The sequence below is a fragment of the Pantoea sp. PNA 14-12 genome, from assembly GCF_004364735.1.
Classification (GTDB): Bacteria; Pseudomonadota; Gammaproteobacteria; order Enterobacterales; family Enterobacteriaceae; genus Pantoea; species Pantoea stewartii.
This window is the reverse complement of sequence record NZ_SOAJ01000001.1, coordinates 1,330,386-1,355,498: the sequence shown is the minus strand read 5'-3', so window position 1 is coordinate 1,355,498 and position 25,113 is coordinate 1,330,386. Positions and strand designations below refer to the sequence as shown.

The 25,113-nt window shown below is 54.3% G+C and carries 21 protein-coding genes; 10 read left to right on the top strand and 11 right to left on the bottom strand.

Going from position 1 to position 25,113, the window contains the following annotated elements:
- Window positions 1-81: 81 nt before the first annotated feature.
- Window positions 82-1,065 carry a zinc transporter ZntB gene (gene zntB / locus C7434_RS06415; RefSeq protein ID WP_006119281.1) on the top strand — a complete coding sequence of 328 codons (984 nt, stop codon included), beginning with the start codon at window positions 82-84 and terminating at the stop codon, window positions 1,063-1,065.
- A 288-nt stretch (window positions 1,066-1,353) separates the two neighbouring features.
- Window positions 1,354-1,482: a hypothetical protein gene (locus tag C7434_RS22325; RefSeq protein ID WP_255421282.1), complete on the top strand. Its 129-nt coding sequence runs from the start codon at window positions 1,354-1,356 to the stop codon at window positions 1,480-1,482.
- A 54-nt stretch (window positions 1,483-1,536) separates the two neighbouring features.
- On the opposite strand, the gene ttcA is transcribed toward C7434_RS22325, so the two are convergent.
- Window positions 1,537-2,472, bottom strand: coding sequence for a tRNA 2-thiocytidine(32) synthetase TtcA (gene ttcA / locus C7434_RS06410; RefSeq protein ID WP_054633709.1), 936 nt, complete (start codon window positions 2,470-2,472; stop codon window positions 1,537-1,539).
- 436 nt (window positions 2,473-2,908) lie between these two features.
- A complete protein-coding gene (locus tag C7434_RS06405) occupies window positions 2,909-3,565 on the bottom strand; it encodes an MgtC/SapB family protein (RefSeq protein ID WP_006119272.1) in 657 nt (218 codons plus the stop codon).
- A gap of 183 nt (window positions 3,566-3,748) precedes the next feature.
- On the opposite strand from C7434_RS06405, the gene C7434_RS06400 reads away from it, so the two are divergent.
- Window positions 3,749-4,024, top strand: a complete 276-nt coding sequence (locus tag C7434_RS06400) for a DUF333 domain-containing protein (RefSeq protein WP_033741777.1) — start codon at window positions 3,749-3,751, stop codon at window positions 4,022-4,024.
- Between the two features lie 32 nt (window positions 4,025-4,056).
- Here the strand turns inward: C7434_RS06400 and C7434_RS06395 are convergent, their stop codons facing one another.
- Entirely contained in the window at window positions 4,057-5,049 is a 993-nt protein-coding gene (locus C7434_RS06395; RefSeq protein WP_033741775.1) for a 2-hydroxyacid dehydrogenase, read from the bottom strand.
- Between the two features lie 153 nt (window positions 5,050-5,202).
- Between C7434_RS06395 and C7434_RS06390 the strand changes: the two genes are divergently transcribed.
- Genes C7434_RS06390 through C7434_RS06380 form a run of 3 tightly spaced genes read left to right on the top strand, consistent with a single transcriptional unit; the run spans window position 5,203 to window position 8,341 of the window.
- Window positions 5,203-7,824, top strand: coding sequence for a YdbH family protein (locus C7434_RS06390; RefSeq protein WP_033741773.1), 2,622 nt, complete (start codon window positions 5,203-5,205; stop codon window positions 7,822-7,824).
- Window positions 7,821-8,009, top strand: a complete 189-nt coding sequence (locus C7434_RS06385; RefSeq protein ID WP_006119266.1) for a YnbE family lipoprotein — start codon at window positions 7,821-7,823, stop codon at window positions 8,007-8,009. Before C7434_RS06390 ends, C7434_RS06385 begins: the two co-directional genes overlap by 4 nt.
- A gap of 11 nt (window positions 8,010-8,020) precedes the next feature.
- Entirely contained in the window at window positions 8,021-8,341 is a 321-nt protein-coding gene (locus C7434_RS06380; protein WP_033741770.1) for a YdbL family protein, read from the top strand.
- Between the two features lie 72 nt (window positions 8,342-8,413).
- Here the strand turns inward: C7434_RS06380 and azoR are convergent, their stop codons facing one another.
- Window positions 8,414-9,013 (bottom strand): FMN-dependent NADH-azoreductase, encoded by a 600-nt coding sequence (gene azoR, locus C7434_RS06375; protein ID WP_006119264.1) that lies wholly within the window; start codon window positions 9,011-9,013, stop codon window positions 8,414-8,416.
- Between the two features lie 247 nt (window positions 9,014-9,260).
- Between azoR and hrpA the strand changes: the two genes are divergently transcribed.
- Window positions 9,261-13,160 carry an ATP-dependent RNA helicase HrpA gene (gene hrpA, locus C7434_RS06370; protein WP_133745252.1) on the top strand — a complete coding sequence of 1,300 codons (3,900 nt, stop codon included), beginning with the start codon at window positions 9,261-9,263 and terminating at the stop codon, window positions 13,158-13,160.
- A 76-nt stretch (window positions 13,161-13,236) separates the two neighbouring features.
- On the opposite strand, the gene C7434_RS06365 is transcribed toward hrpA, so the two are convergent.
- The 5 genes from C7434_RS06365 to rstA all read right to left on the bottom strand — a co-directional run bounded on the left by C7434_RS06365 (window position 13,237) and on the right by rstA (window position 18,507).
- A complete protein-coding gene (locus C7434_RS06365; RefSeq protein WP_006119261.1) occupies window positions 13,237-14,046 on the bottom strand; it encodes a serine protease in 810 nt (269 codons plus the stop codon).
- Between the two features lie 278 nt (window positions 14,047-14,324).
- Window positions 14,325-14,810, bottom strand: a complete 486-nt coding sequence (gene asr, locus C7434_RS06360; RefSeq protein WP_006119259.1) for an acid resistance repetitive basic protein Asr — start codon at window positions 14,808-14,810, stop codon at window positions 14,325-14,327.
- Window positions 14,811-14,977: 167 nt separating this feature from the next.
- Window positions 14,978-16,465 (bottom strand): carboxypeptidase M32, encoded by a 1,488-nt coding sequence (locus C7434_RS06355; RefSeq protein WP_033741765.1) that lies wholly within the window; start codon window positions 16,463-16,465, stop codon window positions 14,978-14,980.
- Between the two features lie 18 nt (window positions 16,466-16,483).
- Window positions 16,484-17,785 carry a two-component system sensor histidine kinase RstB gene (gene rstB / locus C7434_RS06350; protein WP_133745251.1) on the bottom strand — a complete coding sequence of 434 codons (1,302 nt, stop codon included), beginning with the start codon at window positions 17,783-17,785 and terminating at the stop codon, window positions 16,484-16,486.
- A complete protein-coding gene (gene rstA, locus C7434_RS06345) occupies window positions 17,782-18,507 on the bottom strand; it encodes a two-component system response regulator RstA (RefSeq protein ID WP_006119256.1) in 726 nt (241 codons plus the stop codon). The genes rstB and rstA overlap by 4 nt, the downstream gene beginning before the upstream one ends.
- Before the next feature lie 174 nt (window positions 18,508-18,681).
- Here rstA and C7434_RS06340 point away from each other — a divergent pair, with 174 nt between their 5' ends.
- Window positions 18,682-19,092: a hypothetical protein gene (locus C7434_RS06340; RefSeq protein ID WP_033741763.1), complete on the top strand. Its 411-nt coding sequence runs from the start codon at window positions 18,682-18,684 to the stop codon at window positions 19,090-19,092.
- Here C7434_RS06340 and C7434_RS06335 read toward each other — a convergent pair.
- Window positions 19,089-20,477, bottom strand: a complete 1,389-nt coding sequence (locus C7434_RS06335) for a basic amino acid/polyamine antiporter (protein WP_033741762.1) — start codon at window positions 20,475-20,477, stop codon at window positions 19,089-19,091. The two genes, C7434_RS06340 and C7434_RS06335, sit on opposite strands and share 4 nt — an antisense overlap.
- A 205-nt stretch (window positions 20,478-20,682) precedes the next feature.
- On the bottom strand, window positions 20,683-21,636 hold the full coding sequence (gene ydgH, locus C7434_RS06330) for a DUF1471 family protein YdgH (RefSeq protein WP_006119253.1): 954 nt from the start codon (window positions 21,634-21,636) through the stop codon (window positions 20,683-20,685).
- Between the two features lie 533 nt (window positions 21,637-22,169).
- Between ydgH and pntA the strand changes: the two genes are divergently transcribed.
- A complete protein-coding gene (gene pntA, locus C7434_RS06325; protein WP_033741761.1) occupies window positions 22,170-23,702 on the top strand; it encodes a Re/Si-specific NAD(P)(+) transhydrogenase subunit alpha in 1,533 nt (510 codons plus the stop codon).
- A 3-nt stretch (window positions 23,703-23,705) separates the two neighbouring features.
- Window positions 23,706-25,094: a Re/Si-specific NAD(P)(+) transhydrogenase subunit beta gene (gene pntB / locus C7434_RS06320; protein WP_033741760.1), complete on the top strand. Its 1,389-nt coding sequence runs from the start codon at window positions 23,706-23,708 to the stop codon at window positions 25,092-25,094.
- Window positions 25,095-25,113: the final 19 nt, after the last annotated feature.

Here is a 25,113-nt window from a genome sequence, read left to right as displayed (position 1 = left end):
CTTTGTACACAGGCTCAGGATTGCAACTCAACACCGCCACGCTAGACTGTATCGTATTGATTTTGATAGCGGGGTAACGGTGTGGACGGTGTGAAAGGAAAATCGCTTCAGGTAACAGATGCCATCATTTCCTGCCAGTTGGATGGAAAGGGGGGCATGATACCGATTGATGAAACCCAGGTGCTGCACGATGAGCATCCCTGCTGGCTGCATCTCAATTATACTCATCCCCGCAGTGCTGAATGGCTGCAATCCACGCCTCAGATCCCGGATGCCGTGCGTGATGCGCTGGCCGGTGAAAGCATGCGGCCTCGCGTGTCCCGGTTGGGGGACGGTTTTATGATTGTCCTGCGCAGCGTGAACCATAACAGCGATGCGCGCCCTGACCAGTTAGTGGCAATGCGGGTGTTTATTAACGATCAGCTCATTGTGTCCACCCGGCGACGTAAAGTGTTTGCCGTGGATGAAGTGCTGACCGATCTCGAAAATGGTAACGGCCCGGTCAACTGTGGCAGCTGGCTGGTCGAGGTCTGCGATGCGTTAACCGGTCACACCAGCGAATTTATCGAAGATCTGCATGACAAAATCATTGAGCTCGAAGATGCCTTACTGGACCAACGCATTCCCCCGCGGGGTGAACTGGGCCTGCTGCGCAAACAGCTGATTGTGATGCGCCGTTACATGGCTCCACAGCGTGATGTTTTTGCCCGGCTCGCCAGTGAGAAACTGCCCTGGATGGACGACAGTGAGCGCCGCCGCATGCAGGAGATTGCCGACCGGCTGGGGCGCGGCCTGGACGATCTGGACGCGGGCGTAGCCAGAACGGCCGTGCTGGCCGATGAAGTCGCCTCGGTAATGGCCGAATCCATGAATCGCCGCACCTATACGATGTCGCTGATGGCGATGATTTTTCTGCCCGCTACCTTTTTAACCGGGCTGTTTGGTGTCAACCTGGGCGGCATTCCCGGCGGCGGATGGCGCTACGGCTTCAGCGTGTTCTGTATTTTACTGGTCATACTGGCGTTAGGCGTGGCGGGGTATTTACGTAAGCGGCGTTGGCTTTGACAGACAAAGCCTGCGAATTGCCTTAGTGACAGAGGGCTTAACAGAAGTAAAGCTGATCGACATCAATACCTGCCGGAGGCAACTGACGCAAACTCTCTCCCGCAGGTGAATGCAACGTCAAGCGATGGGCGTTGCGCTCCATATTGTCTTACTTCCTTTTTTTGAATAACTGCATAGTACAGTTGATTCGACCTACGCCGGCCTTGTTGCCGGCTTTTTTTTTACCTGCTGGCTGAAAGGCCTAATCTTTCCTAAGCTTAATGTTCATTCGCTACAGAGGAGCACGGTATGAAGGCGATACATAACAGCGAGCCGATTCCAACCGATCCGCCCCCCATTCCTCAGCCGCAACCCGATCCGCCACCGGATCCGGAGTTTCCGCCGATAATGGACCCGCCGCCTCACCGCAACGTATAAAAAAAGGGCATGCGTTTACGCGCATGCCCTTTACCTTTAATGTATTCAGCAGCGTTATTTAATCTCTAAAACATCAAGGCGTTCACTGACATCGGGTGCATCGTCTTCATCGCTGCGCCAGCCAACCGGATTCACCGGCAGGGTTTCGCGATCGAAAGCGAGATCGCCGCCATCCACCACCGCATCCCCGTGCTGAATGCCTTTGAAATCAAACAGATTCACGTCGGCCATGTGTGACGGCACGACATTCTGCATCGCGCTGAACATGGTTTCAATCCGACCCGGATAGCGTTTATCCCAGTCGCGCAGCATATCTGCCACCACCTGACGCTGCAGGTTAGGCTGCGAACCACACAGGTTACACGGGATAATCGGGAACTGACGCGCTTCGGAGAAACGAATGATATCTTTCTCGCGGCAGTAGGCCAGTGGACGAATGACAATGTGTTTCCCGTCATCGCTCATCAGCTTCGGTGGCATGCCTTTCATCTTGCCGCCGTAGAACATATTTAAAAACAGCGTTTGCAGGATGTCATCGCGATGGTGGCCCAGCGCAATTTTGGTACAGCCCAGCTCTGTGGCTGTGCGGTACAAAATGCCACGACGCAGACGCGAGCACAGCGAGCAGGTGGTTTTGCCCTCTGGAATCTTCTCTTTAACGATAGAGTAGGTGTCTTCCTCGACAATTTTGTACTCAACACCTTGCGCCTCAAGATATTCCGGCAGGATATGCCCCGGAAAACCGGGTTGCTTCTGATCAAGATTGACTGCCACCAGACTGAAACTCACTGGCGCGCTCTTCTGCAGGCTACGCAGGATCTCCAGCATGGTATAGCTGTCTTTACCACCGGACAGGCAAACCATGATGCGGTCGCCTTCTTCGATCATATTAAAATCGGCAATGGCCTCGCCTACGTGACGACGCAAACGCTTCTGGAGCTTGTTGAGGTTGTATTGTTCTTTCTTGTTAATTTCTTGATTTTGCAGCATTACGTCGCTTCTCAATAATCAAAGGGGCACATTTGAGCCTGTTGCCGTGCCCCGCTGATTTGCTTTTATGACAGGTTATCACCCGCCGAAGATTGTCAGCAGGCAAAGTATGCCGCGTATGGTACGGATTACGCGTGCAATTTCCAATATCAATTATCGTTAAGCATAAACCTGATGGTGACTGACCACGATATTTTGCCTTCCGTCTTATTTTTGCCAACTGCACTGGCAAGAGAGATAAGATGAAAAGCAGAGAATAAACACGGTCAGATAAAGGCGTTATTCACGCCGACAATAAGCCGCAATGAAAGCAGAAATGAAGATCTCATGGTGAGGGTAAGGATATGTCTACTGTCGGGTGGGATTTATCCCGCCCGACAAGAACGTGCATCTACGCTTTTATCGTGCGGAAGCGGCACAACGCAGCATCCATGTCCTACATCATCTCCAGCGACTGCACGCCCTTTACTTCCATGATTTTGTCATACAGATGCGCATCGCTGGATTTCCGGGAGAGGGTAACCTGAACGCTTAATTCACATAAACCGCTTTCCTCGTCCCGGTTAATGACCGAAATATTGCCATAGCGGATGCCTTCGCGTTGCATGACCAACAGCACCAGCGGCACGCTTTTCGCCTTGAGATAAACAATTAACGTATGGTGTTTACCAATCAGTAAATGACTCAAACGGCGGAAAACCTCGAGCACCACCAGAGCCAGCACGGTGCCGTAAATGCCGATTTCATACATGCCGCTCCCGATGACCAGGCCGATTGCGGCGGTAACCCAAAGCCCGGCTGCCGTCGTCAGGCCTTTAACCACCTGTTTCTGGATCAGAATCGTTCCGGCACCCAGAAAACCCATGCCGCTGACAACCTGTGCCGCGACGCGGCTGGGATCGAGTGCAACGTGATCCTTCATCAACATGTCGGCAAAGCCATATTTAGACACCAGCATAAACATCGCACTGCCAATCCCGACCAGAATATGAGTACGTAATCCGGCTTCTTTGGCACGCATCTGACGTTCCAGGCCAATCAGACCGCCCAGAATGCCCGCCAGCGCGATACGAATCAGCATATCCATTAACATTCTTTTTCTCCGTTCGACATCATGGTTAAACTATATTCCGCCACGTGACTATGTGATAACAGGATAATTCTGCTTGTAATAGGTCAGGATATTTTTTGTAAAAAGCTATTTCTTCTCTCGACCCCGTGTCAGGGCTGACATATTCTTGCTTAGCCTTTAACTCACCTTCCCGGAGTCTGATTGATGAAAGCCGCGACTTTTCTGCTGGCTGGTGCCGCGTTGTTATTGTCTGCCTGCAGCAGTAACAGCGATGACAACGAGCCGCCACAACAAGCCACCGCCGCCCACGTTCAGCCACGTGTGGTTATGTCTGCAATGGCGGAGGCCAGTTGTACCAATGCAGGGGGAACGCTGGCGTTTTCAAATCAACTGGACGGCTCGTGCATCGGCATGTGTCAGTTAGTCAACGGACGCCGCTGCAGCGAGCAGGCATTGCTCGGCGGTAACTGCGCCCGCTAAACGCGGAGGCCGGCTGTGACCGGCCTGCGTTATCAGGCCGTCACCCGGTTCGGACAGTCTTCGCAACGATGAAGCCGGCTGAGGTTTTCCAGCGTGGTTTCTGAAATCGCCGTCAGAGCTTCAGCGGTCAAAAAAGCCTGATGGCCTGTGAACAGCACGTTGTGGCAGGCTGACAGGCGGCGGAAAATATCATCCTGAATGACATCATTCGATTTATCTTCAAAGAACAAATCCCGCTCATTCTCATAAACGTCCATGCCTAACGCGCCAATTTTTTGCTGCTTAAGTGCATCAATGGCGGCCTGAGAATCAATTAACCCACCCCGACTGGTATTAATAATCATGACGCCATCGCGCATCTGCGCAAACGCGTTAGCATTAAGCAGATGATGATTTTCCGGCGTTAACGGGCAATGCAGTGTAATCACATGCGACTCGGCAAACAGGGTTTTCAGATCGACATATTCCGCGCCCAGCGATAACGCCTGTTCCGAAGGATAGGGATCGAAGGCCAGTAAACGCATGCCAAATCCTTTTAAGATGCGCAGGGTGGCTATGCCTATTTTGCCGGTGCCAATAATGCCGGCGGTTTTGTTATGCATATTAAAACCGGTCAGGCCGTCCAGCGAAAAATTCGCATCGCGGGTGCGTTGATAGGCGCGATGAATACGGCGATTCAATGTCATCATCAGGCCGACGGCATGTTCAGCGACGGCTTCCGGGGAATAGGCGGGCACGCGAACCACTTCCAGACCCAGTTCAGCCGCGGCTTTCAGATCGACATTATTAAATCCGGCGCAGCGCAGGGCGATAAATTTCACACCTAATTCCGCCAGTTCCTCCAGCACCGGGCGGCTACCGTCGTCATTCACAAAAAGGCAAACCGCATCACAGTCTACGGCGGTCTTGGCCGTGCTTTCGCTCAGCAAAAAATCATAAAAGACCAGATCGAAACCATACTGTTTATTGACCTGTTCAAAATATTTCTGGTCGTAGTGTTTAGTACTGTATACGGCGATTTTCATCGTGGTGCTCCTGGAAAAGGGATGCAACAAGGATAACGTTTTCTCTTACTTTTTGCTGACACCTCTTTAACCTTACCGGTCAAACCTTCACCTTCGGCGTGTTACGTGCCATCATTACGCCCAGGATATTGAAAAAAAAGGAGTCTTGTTTTCATGCCACGGAGTTTCCGTCGACGCCTGGCCGCGATTCTGGCGCTGATTTTATTGCTGCTGGGATTACTGCTGACTCTTACACAGTGGCTGCCGCGTCTGGTGGGCCTCTGGCTACCTGCAGGCACGCGCGTCGAACTGGAAAACAGCCCACGCTGGCATGACGGGCAACTCATTTTTCCGTCTCTTCATTATTTAGCCGGTGACTGTCGTCTGGCGAGCGTCAAAAACGCGGTGCTGGGCAGGCAACAGTCGCGCTGGACGCTCAACGCACAACAGGTCACGTTGCAAAGCGAATGCCTGCAACAGCTGCCCGAATCACAAACCGCCTCAACCGCACCGAAAACGCTGGCAGAGTGGCAGGCCATGCTGCCGGGCGCAGATATTCACATTGATAAGCTGACGATCTCGCCCTGGCAGGACTATGCCGGTGGCCTGGATTTGACCCTCAATAAAGCCAGCCAGCAGCTGCATTACCGGGGCGATAATTTACAGCTTGAGGCCACGCTGGAAGGTCAGCAGCTGATGGTCAGACAATTGACGATCACCCATCCGGCGCTTCCCGAGCCGCTCAGCCTCAAAGGTCATTTTGAACTGCCGCAATACGCTAACGGCCTGCCGGTTAACGGCGAGATCGCGGGCGCGCTGGCCCTGGACGGGTTTCCGCAACCGCTAAAAGCGGCACTGAGCTGGCAGCATGAAAGCGGCCTGCTGAACATCACCACAGCGGATGCTGCCCGTCCCTTGCTGCGTCTTCCGTGGCAGGCCAGCCGTGACCGCATCACTATTCAGAAAGGTGAATATTACTGGCCACTCACGGCGCAGCCCTTGTCGGGCTTTGTGACGCTGACGCTGGATAACTGGCAGGCCGGGCTGGATGCCACAACGGTCACTGGTCGCCTTAACCTGCTGACGCAGGGACGGGGCGGCAAAGGCAATGTCGTTCTGGGCATAGGTCCGGGTCATCTCAGCCTGACGCAAAGCCAGCTGCCGTTACAACTGACCGGCGACAGTAAATTTGCTGCCATGCAGCTGTTCGGCAGTATTCCTGGGCAACTGACCGGATCATTACTGAATCCCGAACTGATTGTTAAACCCAACGCACTGTTGCGTCTGCGCGGGCGTTTACTTTCAACGCTGAACGTGGATGAAGCGCGCTGGCCGCTGGCGGGGGTGCGCTTATCGTCCCGGGGCATTTCTGGACGCCTGCAGGCCATTCTGCGCGCGCACGATCCCAGCTTTGGCCGCTTCACCCTGCATCTGGACGGCGGGGCCCGTGACTTCTGGCCGGATACGGGTGAATGGCGCTGGCGCTACTGGGGAGAAGGCGAGATGCATCCGTTACAGGCGAAATGGGATGTCAGGGGAACCGGTGGCTGGCGCGGCACGCTTATCCATCTTGATACCTTGTCGACCGGTTTTAACCAGCTGCAATACGGCAGTGTGCGGGTGGAAAAGCCGCGTTTAACCCTGACTGCCCCGGTGAACTGGCAGCGAGAGGCGGACAAGCCTTCCTTTGACGGAAAATTTCAGATGCAGGCCGGTCAGACACACTTCAGCTACGGGGGCTGGCTGGCTCACTCGACGCTGGATTTTGCCGCCCGCGGGCGCGATCCTGGTCATTTTGTCTGGGGCGGCGAACTGAAAGCCGGCAAGGTCGGCCCGGTACGGGTTAACGGGCGCTGGGATGGCGAGCGCCTGCGCGGTCAGGCCTGGTGGCCCACGCAGTCGCTGACGGTTTTTCAGCCGTTGCTCAGCCCCGATCTGAAAATGAAAATTCGCGCGGGCGAACTGCGCGCTCAGGTGGCGTTTTCTGCCGCCGCTCAGCAGGGTTTTCACGCGGGCGGACACTGGACGGTGAAAAACGGCAGCGTCTGGACGCCAGACAGCCAGATTAACGGCATCGATTTCTCGCTGCCATTCCGTCTGCAAAACCAACAGTGGCATTTTGGCTTACGTGGACCGGTTTCATTGCGCATCGCAGAAATCAAGAATCAGTTTGCCCTGCAGAATATTCAGGCTGACTTACAAGGCGCCTGGCCATGGCGGGAAAACGATCCGCTCTGGTTGCAGGATGTCAGCATGGATCTGCTGGGCGGGAAAATTACGATGCCGTCTCTGCGGATGCCACAGCACAGCCCGGCGCGTGTGTCGCTTCGGGATATCAGCCTGAGTAAACTCGTCAGCGCGATTAAACCCAGGCAGTTCGCGATGTCGGGCAGGGTGAATGGCGAATTACCGCTGTGGATCACGAATGCGCGCTGGATCATCGAAAATGGCTGGATTGCCAACAGCGGGCCGCTGACCTTCCGGATGGATAAAGACATGGCCGATGCCATCACCGCAAATAATATTGCGGCAGGCGCCGCGATGGACTGGCTGCGCTATATGGAGATTTCGCGTTCCTGGGCCACGCTGAATCTGGATAATCTGGGCGAACTGACCATGGTCGCGCAGGTGCAGGGCACCAGCCGTTTCAGCAACCGCAACCAGACCGTAAATTTAAACTATCGTCATCAGGAAAACCTGTTCCAGTTGTGGCGCAGCCTGCGCTTTGGCGATAATTTGCAATCCTGGGTGGAGGAAAATGCCACTCTGCCGTCGAAAAAGGAACCCTCACCATGAGCCTCAGGGCCTTACTGCTGCTGATAGCCGGACTCCCGCTGACGGGCTGTGTACCGCGCATCGAAGTTGCCGCGCCAAAAGATCCGATTACCATCAACATGAATGTGAAAATCGAGCATGAGATCCACATTAAAGTGGACAAGGATGTGGAAGCGTTATTGAAAAATCAGAGCGACCTGTTTTGAGGAGAGTCCGCATGAAACGCATCGGCATCACATGCTTACTGGCCCTTACGATGAGCCTGCCCGCCTGGGCATTGACGCTGGATGAAGCCCGTCAGTCAGGCCGGGTGGGAGAAACACTGTCAGGATATATTGCGCCGCGCGCAGATGACAGCGACACGCTGGCACTGGTTAAACGCATTAATGACGGTCGTGCTGCACAGTATCAACGTCTGGCAGAGCAGAACAACCTGACAACGGATGAGGTGGCCAGAATCGCCGGACAGAAGCTGGTAAACCGTGCCGCAGCGGGGGAATATGTACGCGGCATCAACGGACAGTGGCTCAGGAAATAGCCGGGCGACAACGTTGTACGGCAGGCATAAAAAAACCGGGCTCAGCCCGGTTTTCCAGATAAGATCGGCGAATCAGGCCGCAACGATGTGTTTGATCGCGTCTTTTGCTTCGGCGGTGGCTTTTGTCGCGACTTCCGGGCCATAGGCAATGCCTTCGGCAAACACAAACTCGACATCAGTGATACCGATAAAGCCCAGGAACAGCTTGACGTAAGGAGTCAGCAGGTCAGAAGCGGTATCTTTATGAATGCCACCACGGCTGGACAGAATCACGGCGCGCTTGCCTTTGACAAGGCCTTCCGGGCCGGCTTCGGTATAACGGAAGGTCACGCCAGCACGGGCGATCAGGTCGAAATAGTTCTTCAACTGCGTAGGAATGTTGAAGTTGTACATTGGGGCAGCAATCACCACCACATCATGTGCCTGCAGCTCTGCAATCAGCGCATCAGACAGTGACAAGGCTTCCTGCTGACGCGGAGACAGCGGCGCATCGGAAGGACGCAGCGCGCCCACTAACTCACCATCCAGCACCGGTACCGGGTTTTCTGCCAGGTCACGCACGGTCACCTGATCGCCTTTGGCCTTTGCCTGCTCAGCATAGAAGTCAGCCAGCTGACCAGATTGTGAATAGCCTGCAAGAATGCTTGATTTCAGAACTAATACTTTGCTCATCGTAGTTTCCTGTCTGTTACGCGGAAGGCTTCCCGCTCAATGGCTTACACTTTACAAACATTGAACGGAGCGGGAAAGCGCAATATTTCGAGAGCTATATTCGAATTAATTGAACAACCCGTCATGCGCGAGGTCCGCGCGGCAAACGGGAATGTGCTATGATAGGCGCAATTATTATCGTTAATCAGCGGGTTATCTTAGCACTGTACGCTGAGTCCACACCGCCTGAGTAAGGTACGTCATTACTATGTCTTCTCCGGTTTCATCTCCCTTAACGCCGCTTTGGTCGCGGCTTGATGCCCTGATGCTGCGCGACCGGCAGCGGCTGCAACGCCGGTTGCACGGTGCCAGAAAAGTGAAAAATCCTGATGCCCAACACGGTATTGCCGCCGAACTGGAGCAGGATATTCTCGCGGCTGAGCAGCGCGTGGCTCAGCGTATTGCCGCCACACCGCGCATCACGTTCCCGGATAATCTTCCGGTCAGTCAGAAACAGCAGGATATCGCGGATGCGATTCGCGCTCATCAGGTCGTGATCGTGGCAGGTGAAACCGGGTCGGGAAAAACCACCCAGTTGCCCAAAATTTGCCTGGCGCTGGGACGCGGTATCACCGGTTTAATTGGCCATACGCAACCTCGTCGTCTTGCGGCGCGCACCGTCGCGAACCGCATTGCCGAAGAGCTGGAAACGTCGCTGGGCGGCTGCGTCGGCTACAAAGTGCGCTTTAATGATCAGGTCGGTGAAACCACGCAGATTAAGCTGATGACCGACGGGATTCTGCTGGCGGAGATCCAGCAGGATCGCCTGTTGATGCAGTATGACACCATCATCATCGATGAAGCGCACGAACGCAGCCTGAATATCGACTTTCTGCTGGGCTATTTGCGTGAGCTGCTGCCGCGCCGTCCCGATCTTAAAGTCATTATCACCTCGGCGACTATCGATCCACAGCGCTTCTCCCGCCACTTTAACAACGCGCCGGTGATTGAAGTATCGGGCCGGACTTATCCGGTGGAAGTCCGTTATCGTCCGGTCGTCGAAGAGGCGGACGATGTGGAACGCGATCAGCTTCAGGCGATCTTTGATGCGGTTGATGAGCTGAGCCGGGAGGGCCGGGGCGATATTCTGATCTTCATGAGCGGCGAGCGGGAGATTCGCGATACCGCCGATGCGCTGATGAAGCGCGATTTGCCGCATACCGAAGTGCTGCCGCTGTATGCGCGTCTGTCGAACAGTGAGCAAAATCGGGTATTTCAGTCACACAGCGGGCGACGTATCGTGCTGGCGACGAACGTTGCCGAAACCTCGCTCACCGTGCCGGGCATCAAGTACGTCATCGATCCGGGCACGGCGCGCATCAGCCGCTACAGCTACCGCACCAAAGTTCAGCGTCTGCCGATAGAGCCCATTTCTCAGGCTTCCGCGAATCAGCGTAAAGGACGTTGCGGCCGCGTATCGGAAGGGATCTGTATCCGGTTGTATTCTGAAGCGGATTTCCTGAGCCGTCCGGCCTTTACCGATCCCGAAATTCTGCGCACCAATCTGGCCTCAGTCATTCTGCAGATGACCGCGCTGGGACTGGGCGATATTGCGGCGTTCCCGTTTGTGGAAGCGCCGGATAAACGCCATATTCAGGACGGCGTCAGATTGCTGGAGGAGCTGGGCGCGCTGACCCTGAGCGAAGAAGGCCATTATAAACTTAGCGGCTCGGGCCGCCAGCTGGCGCAACTGCCTGTGGATCCGCGCCTGGCACGCATGGTGCTGGCTGCCCGGCAGTACGGCTGTGTGCGCGAAGTGATGATTATCGCGGCAGGTTTGTCGATACAGGATCCGCGCGAACGCCCGGCAGAGAAGAAGCAGGCCTCCGATGAAAAACACCGGCGTTTTGCTGACAAAGAGTCTGATTTTATGGCCTTTGTTAACCTGTGGAACTACCTGGGCGAGCAGCAAAAAGCGCTGTCCGGCAATGTCTTCCGTCGCCAGTGTAAAGCCGATTTCCTTAACTACCTGCGCGTACGGGAATGGCAGGATATCTATACCCAACTGCGTCAGGTGGTCCGTGAACTTGGTATTCCGGTGAACAGCGAACCGGCGGAGTATCGCGAGATCCACTGCGCGTTACTGACCGGTTTACTGTCGCATATCGGCCAGAAAGATGCGGAAAAGCAGGAGTTTACCGGTGCACGCAATGCGCGCTTTGCCATTTTTCCGGGCTCAGGTTTATTCAAAAAACCGCCCAAGTGGACAATGGTGGCGGAGCTGGTGGAAACCAGCCGACTCTGGGGCCGTATTGCCGCGCGTATCGATCCGGAATGGATAGAACCGCTGGCACAGCATCTGATCAAACGTAGCTACAGTGAACCGCACTGGGAGAAATCGCAGGGCGCCGTCATGGCCAGTGAGAAAGTCACCTTGTACGGCTTGCCGATTGTGGCCGCGCGCAAGGTCAACTATGGCGCGATCGATCCTACGCTGAGTCGCGAATTGTTTATTCGCCACGCGCTGGTGGAAGGCGACTGGCAAACGCGCCACGCATTTTTCCGTGCTAATCAGAAGCTGCGCAGTGAAGTGGAAGACCTGGAACATAAATCGCGTCGCCGCGACATTCTGGTAGATGACGAAACCTTGTTTGCCTTTTACGACCAACGTGTAGGGAAAGAGGTGGTTTCCGCACGCCACTTTGACAGCTGGTGGAAACAGGTCAGCAAAACCACCCCGGAACTGCTCAATTTTGATAAGCAGATGCTGATCAAAGCGGGCGCCGATACGGTCAGCCAGCTCGACTATCCCAATGTCTGGCATCAGGGAAATCTCAAACTCAGGTTGAGTTATCAGTTTGAACCCGGTGCGGATGCCGATGGCGTGACGGTCCATATTCCGCTTCCGCTGCTGAACCAGGTCGATGAAGCCGGCTTTGAGTGGCAGATTCCCGGTGTACGGCGTGAACTGATTATTGCGCTGATTAAATCGTTACCGAAGCCGCTGCGTCGTCATCTGGTGCCCGCGCCAAACTATGCCGAGGCGTTTTTAGGCCGCGTGACCGCAATGGAAATGCCGCTGCTTGATGCCCTGTCGCGCGAGTTCCGCCGGATGACGGGCGTGACGCTGGAGCGGGACGACTGGCAATGGGAACAGGTGCCCGATCATCTGAAAATGACCTTCCGGGTGGTAGACGAACACAACCGTAAGCTGCAGGAAGGTAAAGATCTCGCGGCGCTGAAAGTGCTGCTTAAAGGCAAGGTGCAGGAAACGCTGTCCAACGTGGCGGATGATGGTCTGGAACAGCGCGGTTTACACCTCTGGAGCTTTGGCGATTTGCCTCGCAGCTACGAGCAAAAACGCGGCAACTACCAGGTAAAAGCCTGGCCCGCGCTGGTCGATGAGAAAGACAGTGTGGCCATCCGGTTATTCGATAGTGAGCATGAGCAGCAGAAAATGATGTGGCGCGGTCAGCGTCGGTTGCTGTTGCTGAATATTCCGTCGCCGGTGAAATATCTGCACGAAAAATTGCCGAATAAAGCCAAGCTGGGCCTCTATTTTAATCCCTATGGCAAAGTGATGGAGCTGATCGATGACTGTATTGCCTGCGGTATCGATAAGCTGATTGCCGAGGCGGGTGGACCGGCCTGGGAACAGGCGGCCTTCGATGCGCTGCGCGAGAAGGTCCGCGCCGAGCTGAATGATACCGTGGTGGAGATAGCAAAGCAGGTTGAGCAGATTCTGACGGCGGTCTTCAATATCAATAAGCGCCTTAAAGGTCGGGTTGATATGACACTGGCACTGGCGCTGGCCGATATTAAGGCGCAGATGAATGGGCTGGTGTACCGGGGATTTGTGACCCAAAATGGCTGGCGGCATCTGGCCGATACCTTACGTTACCTGCACGGTATTGAGCGTCGGCTGGAAAAATTGCCGGTTGATCCCCACAGCGACCGCGCCCGTATGCTCCGGGTTCAGGCCGTTGAACAGGCCTGGCAGGCCTGGCGCAACAAACTGCCGCCGCAGCGTCAGGATGATGAGGATGTGCTGCATATTCGCTGGATGCTGGAAGAACTCCGCATCAGCCTGTTCGCACAGCAGCTTGGCACGCCTTATCCCATTTCAGATAAGCGCATCATGCAGGCGATGGAGCAGATCACCGCCTGACGGCGGCAAACAGGGTCTTGTAAGAATAAAAAAGCCCGCATTTAAGAATGCGGGCTTTTTTGTGTAACGGTGAGAGCTACTGCGCCAGCGCTTCCAGCCGGTCTTTAAATGACGTCACGGCAATCGCGCGGTTGTCAGCCAGATAACGGTCTTTCGCCGCCGGGGCAGAACTCTGCACCGCTATCAGTTGCCAGCCCTTATCGCCTTTCAGCAGGAGCGGAGAACCGCTGTCGCCAGGCAAGGTATCGCACTGATGCGATAAAACCGCCCGTTGCGCCCAGCCGGTAATCAGGCAGTCGCTGTGTGAATACAGGCTGTCGAGATGATCGGCGGGATAACCTGCCTGGGTCACCTTGCGGCCCGCCGCTTTCAGCGCTTCGGTTAAGTCACTACGCGAACCTTCAAACAGCGGAATCGGCGTAATGGCAGAAGGGGGATTGCGCAAAATAATCAAACCGTAATCGAACGGCGCTGCATTGCTGGGGACGATCCAGCCTTCGCCATCCGCTTTCAGCTTATGCACCAGCGACGGTTCAACGCGCGCATCGATGTCATGAATTTCGTAGCGCCAGCCTTTTTTGGTAGACATAAAACGTAGCGCTACGGGTTTATCAAATTTACCTGGAGGTGTCAGTAAACAGTGGCCCGCCGTCAGGGCAAGATGGGGAGAAATTAACGTGGCGGTGCACAGATTACCGCTCTCGGTTTCCAGTTGTCCTATCGCATCCCAGGGGGCCGCGCTGACATCGGTAATGGCCTGGCGATGATCTTTGCCAAAAAACAACATTTTAATTTCGGCGGGTGTCGGTGAATCATCATTATCATCAGCATGAACAAACGCGGTGAAACTGAAAAGTCCAACGATTAACAGGGTAGCCAGGCGCATAGAACTCTCAATAGCGAGAAAAAGAAAACGTTTTTGTTATTACTAAAGTGACATAACTATAGTCAGTGAGGCGTGAAAAAGGGAGTTTTTTCAGTGAATCAGTACGCTACAGCGACTAAATAAAAAAACTGGCCGCGATAACGCCACATAAGATCATCACAATCAGAATAATTTCGAAGCGATAGCGACGGACCATATTAGCCACTCCAGTAAAGAAACACCCGGCAGAACCGGGTGTTTTTAATTATTAACGCTTACTCGGACCCTAAAGGGCGACCTTATTTTTTAGCGGCTTTTTTGTGGTGCTTTTTAGCTGCCTGGGCTTTCTGAGCTGGCTTTTTGGTGTGTTTTTTAGCGGCCTGAGCTTTCTGGGCTGCTTTTTTGTGGTGCTTTTTAGCGGCCTGAGCTTTCTGGGCAGCTTTTTTGTGGTGTTTTTTAGCAGCCTGGGCTTTCTGAGCTGGTTTTTTGGTGTGTTTCTTAGCAGCCTGCGCTTTCTGTGCAGTGTCTTTCTTCGCTACTTTCTTCTTAGCGGCCTGCGCTTTCTGGGCAGCTTTTTTGTGGTGTTTCTTAGCAGCCTGCGCTTTCTGTGCAGCTTTATGATGCTTCTTATGGACAGCAGCTTTGTGCTCAGCTTTAGCAGGTGCAGCGGTGGTGGTCGCAGCCGCTGGAGCAGCAGTTGCAGGAGCGGCAGTTGTCTCAGCAGCGAAAGCAACTGAAGACAGACCCATAGCAGCGGCGATTACCAGTGCAAATAATTTTTTCATTGCAAAATCCTCGGACTATTTTTTCATGTGTAGCCCACTGCGGGGCCGGTGAGAAGACTATATGAAAATAAAACTGGCGCGTCCGTGGGTGATTGGTATCGCTGTGTAACCGATTGTACAAAGGGGATGTACGGGAGGAAAAGGCGGCCCTCAGGCCGCCTGCTACCTTAACTGTTCAGGTAACGTTGCTCAAGATGTTTGCGGAAATAGTCTGGGTTGAGCGCTTCGCCAGTAGCATTGACAATCAACTGTTCGGTGGTGAAACGGCTGCCATGTTGCCAGATATTCTGCTGCAGCCAGTCAAATACCGGCTGCAGGTCGCCATGCTGTATCAGCTCGGCGGATTGCGGAATTGCGTTTTGTAACGCCTGGAACAGCTGCGCAGCGTACATCGCCCCGAGTGTGTATGTCGGGAAATAGCCGAAGGCGCCATCGGTCCAGTGAATATCCTGCATGCAGCCATTGCGGTAGTTGCCGCGCGTATCCAGACCCAGGGATTGTTGCATCTTCTCATCCCACAGCGCCGGAATGTCTTCAACCTCAATCTCGCCTTCAATCAGCGCGCGTTCGATCTCGTAGCGCAGAATGACGTGCGCCGGATAGCTCAGTTCGTCCGCATCCACTCGAATCAGGCCCGGTTTAACCTGCTGCGTTAGCCGGACAAAGTTATCTGCCTGAAGGGCGGGCTGGTCACCGAGCTGACTGATGATTTGCGGCAGGATACGCTGCAGGAAAGGTGCGCTGCGTCCCAGTTGCATTTCCATAAAAAGACTTTGTGACTCATGGATCGCCGTGGATCGCGCCAGCGCAACCGGCTGACCGCGCCATTGCTCAGGCAAATTCTGTTCGTAGCGCGCGTGGCCAGTCTCATGAATGACGCCCATCATGGCGCTCAGAAACTCATCCTGATTGTAGCGGGTGGTAATACGCACATCTTCGGGCACGCCGCCGCAGAAAGGGTGCGCGCTAATGTCCAGGCGGCCATGGTTAAAATCAAACCCCAGCTCGGCCATCACGCGTAAACCCAGTTCGCGCTGTGAGGCTATCGGGAACGGTCCCTGGGGCGTGATCACCGGCTGCTGAGCCTGTTTTTCGACGACCTGCTGCAACAAGTGTGGAAGCCAGGTTTTTAACTGCCCGAAGGTATGATCCAGCGTGGCGCTGGTCATGCCCGGTTCAAACACGTCAAGCAGCGCGTCATAGCGGGAGCAGCCGTTCGCTTGCGCACGCAGTTCAGCTTCCTGACGGCTTAAGCGTACGACCTCTTTCAAATTGGTCGCAAAACCCTGCCAGTCGTTTGCCGGACGCTGTGTGCGCCAGGCATGCTCACAGCGCGATCCCGCAATGGATTTGGCTTCGACCAGTTCAGCAGGCAGTAATGTTGCCTGAACATAAGCGCGGCGCATTTCGCCCAGATTGGCGCGTTCAACATCATTCAGCGATTGCTGTTCTGCCTGATCCAGCCAGTCGCCAATGCGTTTATCCGTCAGAATCTGATGTTGCAGCACACTCATTTCCGCCAGCGCTTCGCCCCGTGCGGCGCTGCCACCGGCGGGCATCATGGTTTGCATGTCCCATCCGGCGATGGCGCTGAGATGACTAAAACGCGACAGGCGCTGGAAGGTCTTACAAAGGTGTTGATAGGCTGAAGTCACACAAAGCTCCTGAATGCGTTAACGTCGTGGAAGTTCCCGAAAGGGGAGATCGAGCGGCCAGCTAAAACGCAGGCTGGCACCGCCAAGCGGGCTGGTTTCAACGGAAACCCGGCCGCTGAGCGCATGGGCGATGGAGTGAACGATGGCCAGGCCAAGTCCACAGCCGCCCGTTGCGCGGTCGCGACTCGGATCGAGCCGGACAAAGGGTTCAAATACACGTTCACGTTCTTCATGGGGGATCCCCGGACCGTCATCGTCGACCTGCAAATTACCGACTGCGCCGTCAAACCATAAGCTGACCCTCAGGCGCTGGTTTGCATAGCGCAGCGCGTTATTGACAAGATTGTCCAGCACGCGCTCCATAAGCCGGGTGTCTGAAACGCCGTAGTTTTCCCGCTGGGGTAAATCCAGCTCAATCTGCGTATCCGGGTTGATGGCCTGAAAGTCTTCCATGCGTTCACGCAACCAGCTGGCCAGATCCAGCGACTGCAAATTAAGGTCGACGCGTGGACGATCCAGACGGGCATAAGTCAGCAGCTCTTCAATCAGGCTTTCCAGCTGACTCACATCACGATTCAGCGCCGCAGATTCGGCTTCGCTCAGGTTATCGCTCATCTCCAGACGATAGCGCAGCCGCACAAGCGGTGTACGCAACTCGTGAGCGATACCATCAATAAGCTGTTTCTTGCTGGTGACGAGCGTATTGATATTCTCAGCCATTTGGTTAAACGCGACGCCAACGCGAAACAGGCTGGAGGTGCTGTCGAAATGAGTACGCACGTCCAGTTGCCCCTGACCAAAACGCTGAGCGGCATGTTCCAGTCGCAGCATCTCTTTCCAGTGCGGACGCAGCCAGATAAATACCGGCAGCCCAAGCGACATGCCAATAAATACGACCAGTGCCATATCCAGCAGGCGCATTTGATGCAGATAAAAAAGGTAAGGTATAGGCCCGACGGTCAGGACATAATGACTGCGCGGAATGTGTTGCAGGAAGGTGTATTTGTCATCCAGCGCAACGATTTCGCCCGCACGCAGACGGCGTAACTCATTTTCATCCAGTTCGAACCGGCTCATGGGCTCAATATGCAGCTCAAATGATAAACCGAGATCCAGACTTTTGATCGTCTTATTCCAGTCGCGCGGCGGGATTTCACGCAGTTCACTGCGAATCAGGTAGAGCGAGCTGGCCATCAAGTCGTTCATGGACTGGCGGCCTGCGCGTTCGGCGGTAAATTTATAGACCAGCCCGACCATCAGCGACATCACCAGAAAACAGACAAACAGCAGCAGGTAGAACTGAATAAAAAGTTTTTTCATACCGAACGCGTGTCCCAGGCCTGCGGCGCAAACAAATAGCCTTTGTTGCGGATGGTTTTGATGCGGAATGGCTCTGTTGCGCTGTCGTGCAGTTTTTTACGCAAACGCGAGATGGCGACATCAATACTGCGATCCATGCCATCGTAACTGACGCCGCGTAAGGTTTTCAGCAAGGCATCACGGTTAAGAATTTGACCGGCATGGCTGGCCAGCACCCAAAGCAGATCAAAATCCGCCGTGGACAGGGCGATATTTTCTTCAAACAGCACGACCTGGCGATTCAGGGCATCGATGGTCAGTGAGCCAAACCGCAACATGCGTGTATTTTTCGTCGGCGCAGGGGCTTCTTCACTTTGCACCTGTTGTGACTGACGCAGGTGCAGACGCAATCGCGCCAGCAGAACGGCTGGGGGGGCCGTTTTCAGAATATAGTCCTGCGCGCCCATCTCCAGCGCGAGGATATGGTTCATATCACTGTCAAGGGAGGTCAGCAGCACGATCGGCCCCTGCCAGTTTGCCCGTAAGTCACGGCAGATTGACATGCCATCTTTGCCGGGCAGCATGATGTCGAGCATGACCAGGTCGGGTTGCTGTTCGGCAATGGTGGCTTCAGCCCGATCGCCGCGCGTCTCAACAATCACTTCAATATCATGGCGTCCCAGGTAGGCGGCAATGAGCGAACCGACCTCCGGTTCATCTTCTACGTAAACGATTTTATGCATAATTCACACTAACGTAAAAAGGAGGGATAAAGCATAACTTTTCCTGGCGCAGAGCTCTATCCAATCACACGAAATATCCTTGAGTAACTGGTATATAATCCGCAAAATATGCAATCATTAACCCTGCGTTTAATATGAGTTCCGGATTCATTGTGATCACCTTGAGGAGCCAAAGTGTTTGATAAAGAGCTGGCATCAGCGGTATACCGTGATCGCATCCGCTTTAACTACAGTGATTTCCTGTCGGCATCCTGCAAAAAACGTTGGAGCTTTGTGGATGCCATCTATGGCGTACTGCCCATATTCGGCATGGTGACACGCAAATCTGCGCACAGTTTACAGGCAAGTGAAGATCACCTGAAAGAATTAGCCTTGCAAATCATATCAACCCAGGTCAGCGACGAAATCAACATCGCCCGCCTGATTACGTTAGCCGAGCAGCAGCACATTGCCCACGTGGATATCCAGCTTCCGTATCCGCTGTCAGAGAAACAGCTGGAGGCGATTCATGAAGAGTACCGTAAGCCCGTGACGCTGACACAGCAGGGTGACCTGCTGTGCGTGGTTCTCGGTCAGTCTCACTAAGTCAGTAGGGCCCACATCGCAGGCAGGGTTGCCACCATAATACAGACCATGGCAACCCGCTCAACGGGCCGCAGTGCCACTGCATGTCCGCCCCGACGTGCGAACATAAACAGCAAAATGCCCGGCGCATAGAGCACGACAGACATAAACAGATGCAGTGGACCGGAGGCATACAGCAACCAGATGCCGTACACGCTGGCACCGATGCCTGTCACGAGCGCCCAGGGTTTATGTTGCCCTTTGACCACCTTGATCAAATACAATCCCACCAGCAAATAGGGCACCAGAATCATTTCTGAGGCAATAGTCAACAGCATGTTGTAATCCGCACCGGTCAGGGCGATCAGGATCAGGCAAACCTGCACACTACCGTTTGTCAGCCACAGTGAGGCGGCTGGCGCATTACGGACGTTCTGGCGGGCAATACTGCGGGGGAAAGCACCTTGCTGCGCGGCAATAAACGGCACTTCTGCCGCCATAATGGTCCAGCTCAGATAGGCACCGCAGACAGAAATAATCAAGCCCACGACAATGATTGCGTTACCCCAGCTTCCCGTCAGTTGCGTCATCAGGCCCGCCATTGAAGGGTTACGCATTTCGGCCAGCGCCGCGCGCGGCACGATCCCTAACGACAGCAGGGTGACCAGCAGATAAACCAGCAGGGCGGCCAGCACGGCCAGCAGCGTTGCCCGTCCGACATCCTTTTTATGGCGAGCTCGCGACGAGACCACTACAGCACCTTCCACGCCGATAAACACCCACAGCGTGATTAACATGGTCTGTTTGACCTGTTGCCATAACGGAACGCCGAGGCTCAGCCCGGAAAAATCAAAATGGAAGCGGTCATAATTGAAGGCCATGACGGCCAGCACCACAAACAGCAGCAGCGGCACCAGTTTGCCCAGTGTCGCCAGCAGGTTAATGCTGGCGGCGGTCTGAACGCCCCGCAATACCAGCCAGTGAACCAGCCACAGCACTACGGATGCGCCCAGCATCGCCTGCCAGGTATTCCCGTTACCAAAAATAACCCTGTCTGGCGTATCGGTGAAGAAACTCAGGGCAGAGAAAACAATAACCAGATAGGACACGTTGGCGATAACCGCACACAGCCAGTAACCCCAGGCGGAACAAAATCCCGTCAACTCACCGAATCCAGCGCGGGCGTAGGTAAAGATACCGCCATCCAGATCGGGTTTGAGTCGCGTCAGCAGCAGCATCGCCAGCGACAGGAAAATAATCCCTGCGCCGGTGATCAGCCAGCCAGTCAGCAACGCGGCCGGACCTGCGACCGCCGCCATATTTTGTGGCAAGCTGAAAACACCCGCACCCAGCATGGAGCTGAGTACCAGCGCGGTCAGGGCACTGAGGCCTAATTTTTTCTCCAAAACATTCTTCCTGCGAGCATAAGTGGCTGGGTGACCAGCATAAACACCCTATTATATCGGTGTTGTGTTGCGTAAATCGCGTGTAATACGCTGAAAAACAGGCGGAGGATTTTACGGAGTGCGGTGAAGGATGGCAATGCGTGACTATGCAAAATTGCGCAGGGATTATGCAAACAGTTGGGCGGCTTGCGCCGCCCTTAATTGCTTATTTGAACAGATCGGCGGTCACGGTGAGGTTACCCCCGCTCTGGTTCTGCCACTGGCGTGTGATGTGGTAGAACTTCGCACCTTTGCCAGCCGCACGTTTGGCGGCTTCCTGCGAAACTTCGGTTGGTGTGCCGAAATGGCCGCTGAAGGTGACCGTATCAAACGGCTGCATCTGTGCCGCGGTGACTGCGTTCAGCTCCTGGATTTCCCGGCCGTCTGGCAGCGTCACAGAATAGCGTTTACCGGTTGAACTCTGCGTTTCAAAGAAGCGTCCCACGGCATTGCTTGGGGTTTCAGAGGAGGCTACGCCCGGAATCTCGACTTTTTTCGCCTCAGCACCGCCCGCGGCCAGCGCGGCTTTACCTGCCTGAGAATCCGCCGGAATGCTATCCGGGCTCTGCACGGCGCGCTGTTTTGCATCCGCCTTATAGATGTAAGCGGTAATGAACTGGTTGCCACCGGTATTGGCATCAACCTGACGCACAATAAAGAAGGACGCAGCGCCTTTTTCTTTCGCGGCTTTAGAAATTGCCTCGTTCACATCGGGCTGGCTGGGGAAAAAGCCGGTCACCGTCACGGTATCAAAAGGTTCAAGGCGATAGGCTTCCGCTTTCGGCAGCTCTTTCAGGCCATTAAACATCCGGTAGTCGGTTTCCTGACTCGCTTTAGGCGCATTCGCCTTATACAGATCCGCGGTTACGCGCCAGTTACCACTGTTACCGTTGCTGTCGTTAATACCTTGAATGTAATACGAATCTGCATTCAGTTCATCAGCACGTTTGGAGACGGCATCCGCCGCATCGCCAATTGCATTAAAACGACCGGTGATATTAATACGTTCGAATGGCTTCAACGCGGCCGCTTGTTCTGGCGTCAGCTCTTTAGCGGCAAACGCATTTCCCGCCAGCAGAGATAACAGTGTAGATGCCAGAATAGTGTTCTTCAGCTTCATAAAAATGATCCTTCGCCTTACGCAAAATGAGTACGAAAACGTGCTGGACTCTTGATGTATAACAGAATAGCTGCTGATTATTACATGTTATAAACACGCTGTCGCAGCCAATTTTTGCGATTTCTCTCTCGTTGTGATCCGGTTTTTTTTATCACGGCATCACAAATCGGTATTTTACCTTACGCTTAAGACAGGCAGATGAAATAAACGTTCGTAGCCTTATCAAAACCGTTAATGCGTTGTTAAATTTAGGTTTTTCCGAAAGGAATATTCGTATCGAAGGGCGATTAGTTAGTTAATTATCTGCCAGTGATGCGATCAGACAGTGACGTTATGCGGCATAACGAGGCCAAAACTGGATATTACCGCGAATGTGACATTGGTGCGTCTGTGCAGTAGATCACCTGTAACATTTTCAGTAGGTTTAGACACGATTATGCCCTTGCATTTATTCACACCGCCTGAACGCGGATGACGTCAGAGCAGTCTGTACCACAAGGGTCATCATCCTTTAATCGATGAAAGGGAACACTATGTTAATTGGAATACCTAAAGAGCGGTCAGCCAATGAGTCGCGCGTGGCTGCCACGCCGAAAACCGTTGAACAACTCATCAGGCTGGGTTTTAGCGTCACGATTGAACAGGGTGCGGGTAAGCCTGCCAGTTTTGATGATGACAGCTATGTCAACGCCGGCGCCACGCTGACCGATCGCCAGCAGGTCTGGCAAGCCGATATTGTGCTGAAAGTGAATGCACCCGGTGAAGACGACATTGAACTGATGCGCGAGGGCAGCACGCTGGTCAGTTTTATCTGGCCTGCTCAGCACCCTGAACTGCTGGATAAACTGGCTGCGCGTAAGGTCACCGTTATGGCGATGGACGCCGTGCCCCGTATTTCCCGTGCGCAGTCGCTGGATGCGCTGAGCTCAATGGCCAATATTGCAGGTTATCGGGCCATCGTGGAGGCGGCACACGAATTTGGTCGCTTTTTCACCGGTCAGATCACCGCTGCCGGGAAAGTCCCGCCTGCCAAAGTGATGGTGATTGGTGCGGGCGTGGCGGGTCTGGCGGCAATCGGTGCCGCAGGCAGCCTGGGCGCGGTTGTTCGCGCCTTTGACACGCGTCCGGAAGTGAAGGAACAAGTGCAAAGTATGGGCGCAGAGTTCCTTGAACTGGATTTCAAAGAAGAGGCGGGCAGTGATGATGGTTACGCCAGAGTCATGTCGGATGCTTTTATTAAAGCAGAAATGGCGCTTTTCGCTCAGCAGGCCCAGGAGGTGGATATTATTGTCACCACGGCGCTGATTCCGGGTAAACCTGCGCCGACGTTGATCACCAGGGAAATGGTGGCCAGCATGAAGCCTGGCAGCGTCATTGTTGACCTGGCGGCACAAACCGGCGGCAACTGTGCGCTTACCGTCGCCGATCGGGTCACTGTAACGGACAACGGCGTAAAAATTATCGGGTATACGGATCTGCCCAGCCGGTTACCGACGCAATCATCTCAGCTCTACGGCAGCAATCTCGTCAACCTGATGAAATTGCTTTGTAAAGAGAAGAATGGCGAGATCGTCATTGACTTTGATGACGTCGTCATCCGCAGTGTCACGGTGATTCGAGACGGCGAGATCACCTGGCCTGCGCCGCCAGTTCAGGTCTCCGCCGCGCCGAAGACCGCGGCTGCCGCTGCACCGGCGCAAACGAAAAGCCCGGCGGCACCCGTTTCCCCCCGGCGTAAATATGGGCTGCTGGCAGGCGCTGTCGTGCTCTTCGCCTGCCTCGCGAATGTTGCCCCCAGTGAATTCCTGTCACATTTCACCGTCTTTGCGCTGGCCTGTGTGGTGGGCTACTACGTGGTCTGGAATGTGAGTCATGCGCTGCATACGCCGCTCATGTCAGTCACCAATGCGATTTCGGGCATTATTGTGGTAGGGGCAATATTGCAAATGGGGCACGGCGGCTGGGTGAGTTTTCTTTCTTTTATTGCCGTATTGATCGCCAGCATCAATATCTTCGGTGGCTTCACCGTCACGCAGCGTATGCTGAAAATGTTTCGTAAGGGGTAAGCTATGTCTGGCGGATTAGTGACGGCAGCCTATATCGTTGCTGCAATTCTGTTCATTATGAGTCTGGCGGGTCTTTCAAAACATGAGACCTCAAGACAGGGTAATATATTTGGTATCAGCGGCATGGCGATTGCGCTGATCGCGTCTGTATTTGGTCCCGACAGCAGTCATGTTGTCTGGATTTTGCTGGCGATGGTTATTGGCGGTGCCATCGGTATTCGGCTGGCGAAACGGGTAGAAATGACCGAAATGCCCGAGCTGGTGGCGATACTGCACAGCTTCGTCGGCCTGGCCGCCGTACTGGTAGGCATTAACAGCTATATCGATCATGCTCCTGGCTTGCCGGCAGTTATTGAAAACATCCATCTCAGCGAAGTCTTTATCGGCATCTTTATCGGTGCGGTCACCTTTACGGGCTCGCTGGTCGCCTTTGGCAAGTTGTGTGGCAAACTCTCGTCGCGGCCCTTAATGTTGCCTCAGCGGCATAAGCTGAATCTGCTGGCGCTGGTCGTCTCGTTTTTACTGCTACTGTGGTTTGTTAACACGCAAAGTCGCGGTGCGCAGGTGTTTGCGCTGGTGATCATGCTTATCATTGCGTTGGCGTTTGGCTGGCACCTGGTGGCCTCCATCGGTGGTGCAGACATGCCGGTCGTTGTTTCGATGCTCAACTCTTATTCCGGTTGGGCGGCCGCAGCGGCAGGGTTTATGCTCAGTAACGATCTGCTTATCGTGACCGGTGCGCTGGTAGGTTCCTCGGGGGCAATTCTCTCTTACATAATGTGTAAGGCCATGAATCGCTCGTTTATCAGCGTTATTGCCGGTGGATTTGGCAGCGATGGCACAGCTTCAACGACAAGTGATGAGACCGGCGAACATCGTGAAATCAGCGCAGAAGAAACGGCAGAGATGCTCCGATCTTCCCGTTCCGTGATCATTACGCCCGGCTATGGCATGGCCGTTGCACAGGCACAGTATCCGGTAGCGGAAATCACGGAAAAACTCCGCGCCCGCGGCATCAACGTGCGTTTTGGTATTCATCCGGTCGCCGGCCGTTTGCCTGGCCATATGAACGTTCTGCTGGCAGAGGCGAAAGTGCCTTATGACGTGGTGCTGGAAATGGACGAAATCAACGACGATTTTAGCGATACCGATACGGTACTGGTTATCGGGGCCAACGACACGGTTAATCCTGCGGCGCAGGATGATCCGGGCAGCCCGATTGCCGGTATGCCGGTGCTGGAAGTGTGGAAAGCGCAAAACGTTATTGTGTTCAAACGCTCAATGAATACGGGCTATGCCGGTGTGCAAAATCCGCTGTTCTTTAAAGAAAATACTCACATGCTGTTCGGGGATGCCAAAGCCAGCGTAGAAAGTATTCTGAAAGCGCTGTAAAAGAAAAGGGCGACGATAA

Bases quoted from the DNA above. Each gene is read 5' to 3' on its own strand.
- C7434_RS22325 (WP_255421282.1), top strand. From the start codon at position 1,354: ATGAAGGCGATACATAACAGCGAGCCGATTCCAACCGATCCGCCCCCC.
- ttcA (WP_054633709.1), bottom strand. From the start codon at position 2,472: ATGCTGCAAAATCAAGAAATTAACAAGAAAGAACAATACAACCTCAAC.
- C7434_RS06405 (WP_006119272.1), bottom strand. From the start codon at position 3,565: ATGTTAATGGATATGCTGATTCGTATCGCGCTGGCGGGCATTCTGGGC.
- C7434_RS06400 (WP_033741777.1), top strand. From the start codon at position 3,749: ATGAAAGCCGCGACTTTTCTGCTGGCTGGTGCCGCGTTGTTATTGTCT.
- C7434_RS06395 (WP_033741775.1), bottom strand. From the start codon at position 5,049: ATGAAAATCGCCGTATACAGTACTAAACACTACGACCAGAAATATTTT.
- C7434_RS06390 (WP_033741773.1), top strand. From the start codon at position 5,203: ATGCCACGGAGTTTCCGTCGACGCCTGGCCGCGATTCTGGCGCTGATT.
- C7434_RS06385 (WP_006119266.1), top strand. From the start codon at position 7,821: ATGAGCCTCAGGGCCTTACTGCTGCTGATAGCCGGACTCCCGCTGACG.
- C7434_RS06380 (WP_033741770.1), top strand. From the start codon at position 8,021: ATGAAACGCATCGGCATCACATGCTTACTGGCCCTTACGATGAGCCTG.
- azoR (WP_006119264.1), bottom strand. From the start codon at position 9,013: ATGAGCAAAGTATTAGTTCTGAAATCAAGCATTCTTGCAGGCTATTCA.
- hrpA (WP_133745252.1), top strand. From the start codon at position 9,261: ATGTCTTCTCCGGTTTCATCTCCCTTAACGCCGCTTTGGTCGCGGCTT.
- C7434_RS06365 (WP_006119261.1), bottom strand. From the start codon at position 14,046: ATGCGCCTGGCTACCCTGTTAATCGTTGGACTTTTCAGTTTCACCGCG.
- asr (WP_006119259.1), bottom strand. From the start codon at position 14,810: ATGAAAAAATTATTTGCACTGGTAATCGCCGCTGCTATGGGTCTGTCT.
- rstB (WP_133745251.1), bottom strand. From the start codon at position 17,785: ATGAAAAAACTTTTTATTCAGTTCTACCTGCTGCTGTTTGTCTGTTTT.
- rstA (WP_006119256.1), bottom strand. From the start codon at position 18,507: ATGCATAAAATCGTTTACGTAGAAGATGAACCGGAGGTCGGTTCGCTC.
- ydgH (WP_006119253.1), bottom strand. From the start codon at position 21,636: ATGAAGCTGAAGAACACTATTCTGGCATCTACACTGTTATCTCTGCTG.
- pntA (WP_033741761.1), top strand. From the start codon at position 22,170: ATGTTAATTGGAATACCTAAAGAGCGGTCAGCCAATGAGTCGCGCGTG.
- pntB (WP_033741760.1), top strand. From the start codon at position 23,706: ATGTCTGGCGGATTAGTGACGGCAGCCTATATCGTTGCTGCAATTCTG.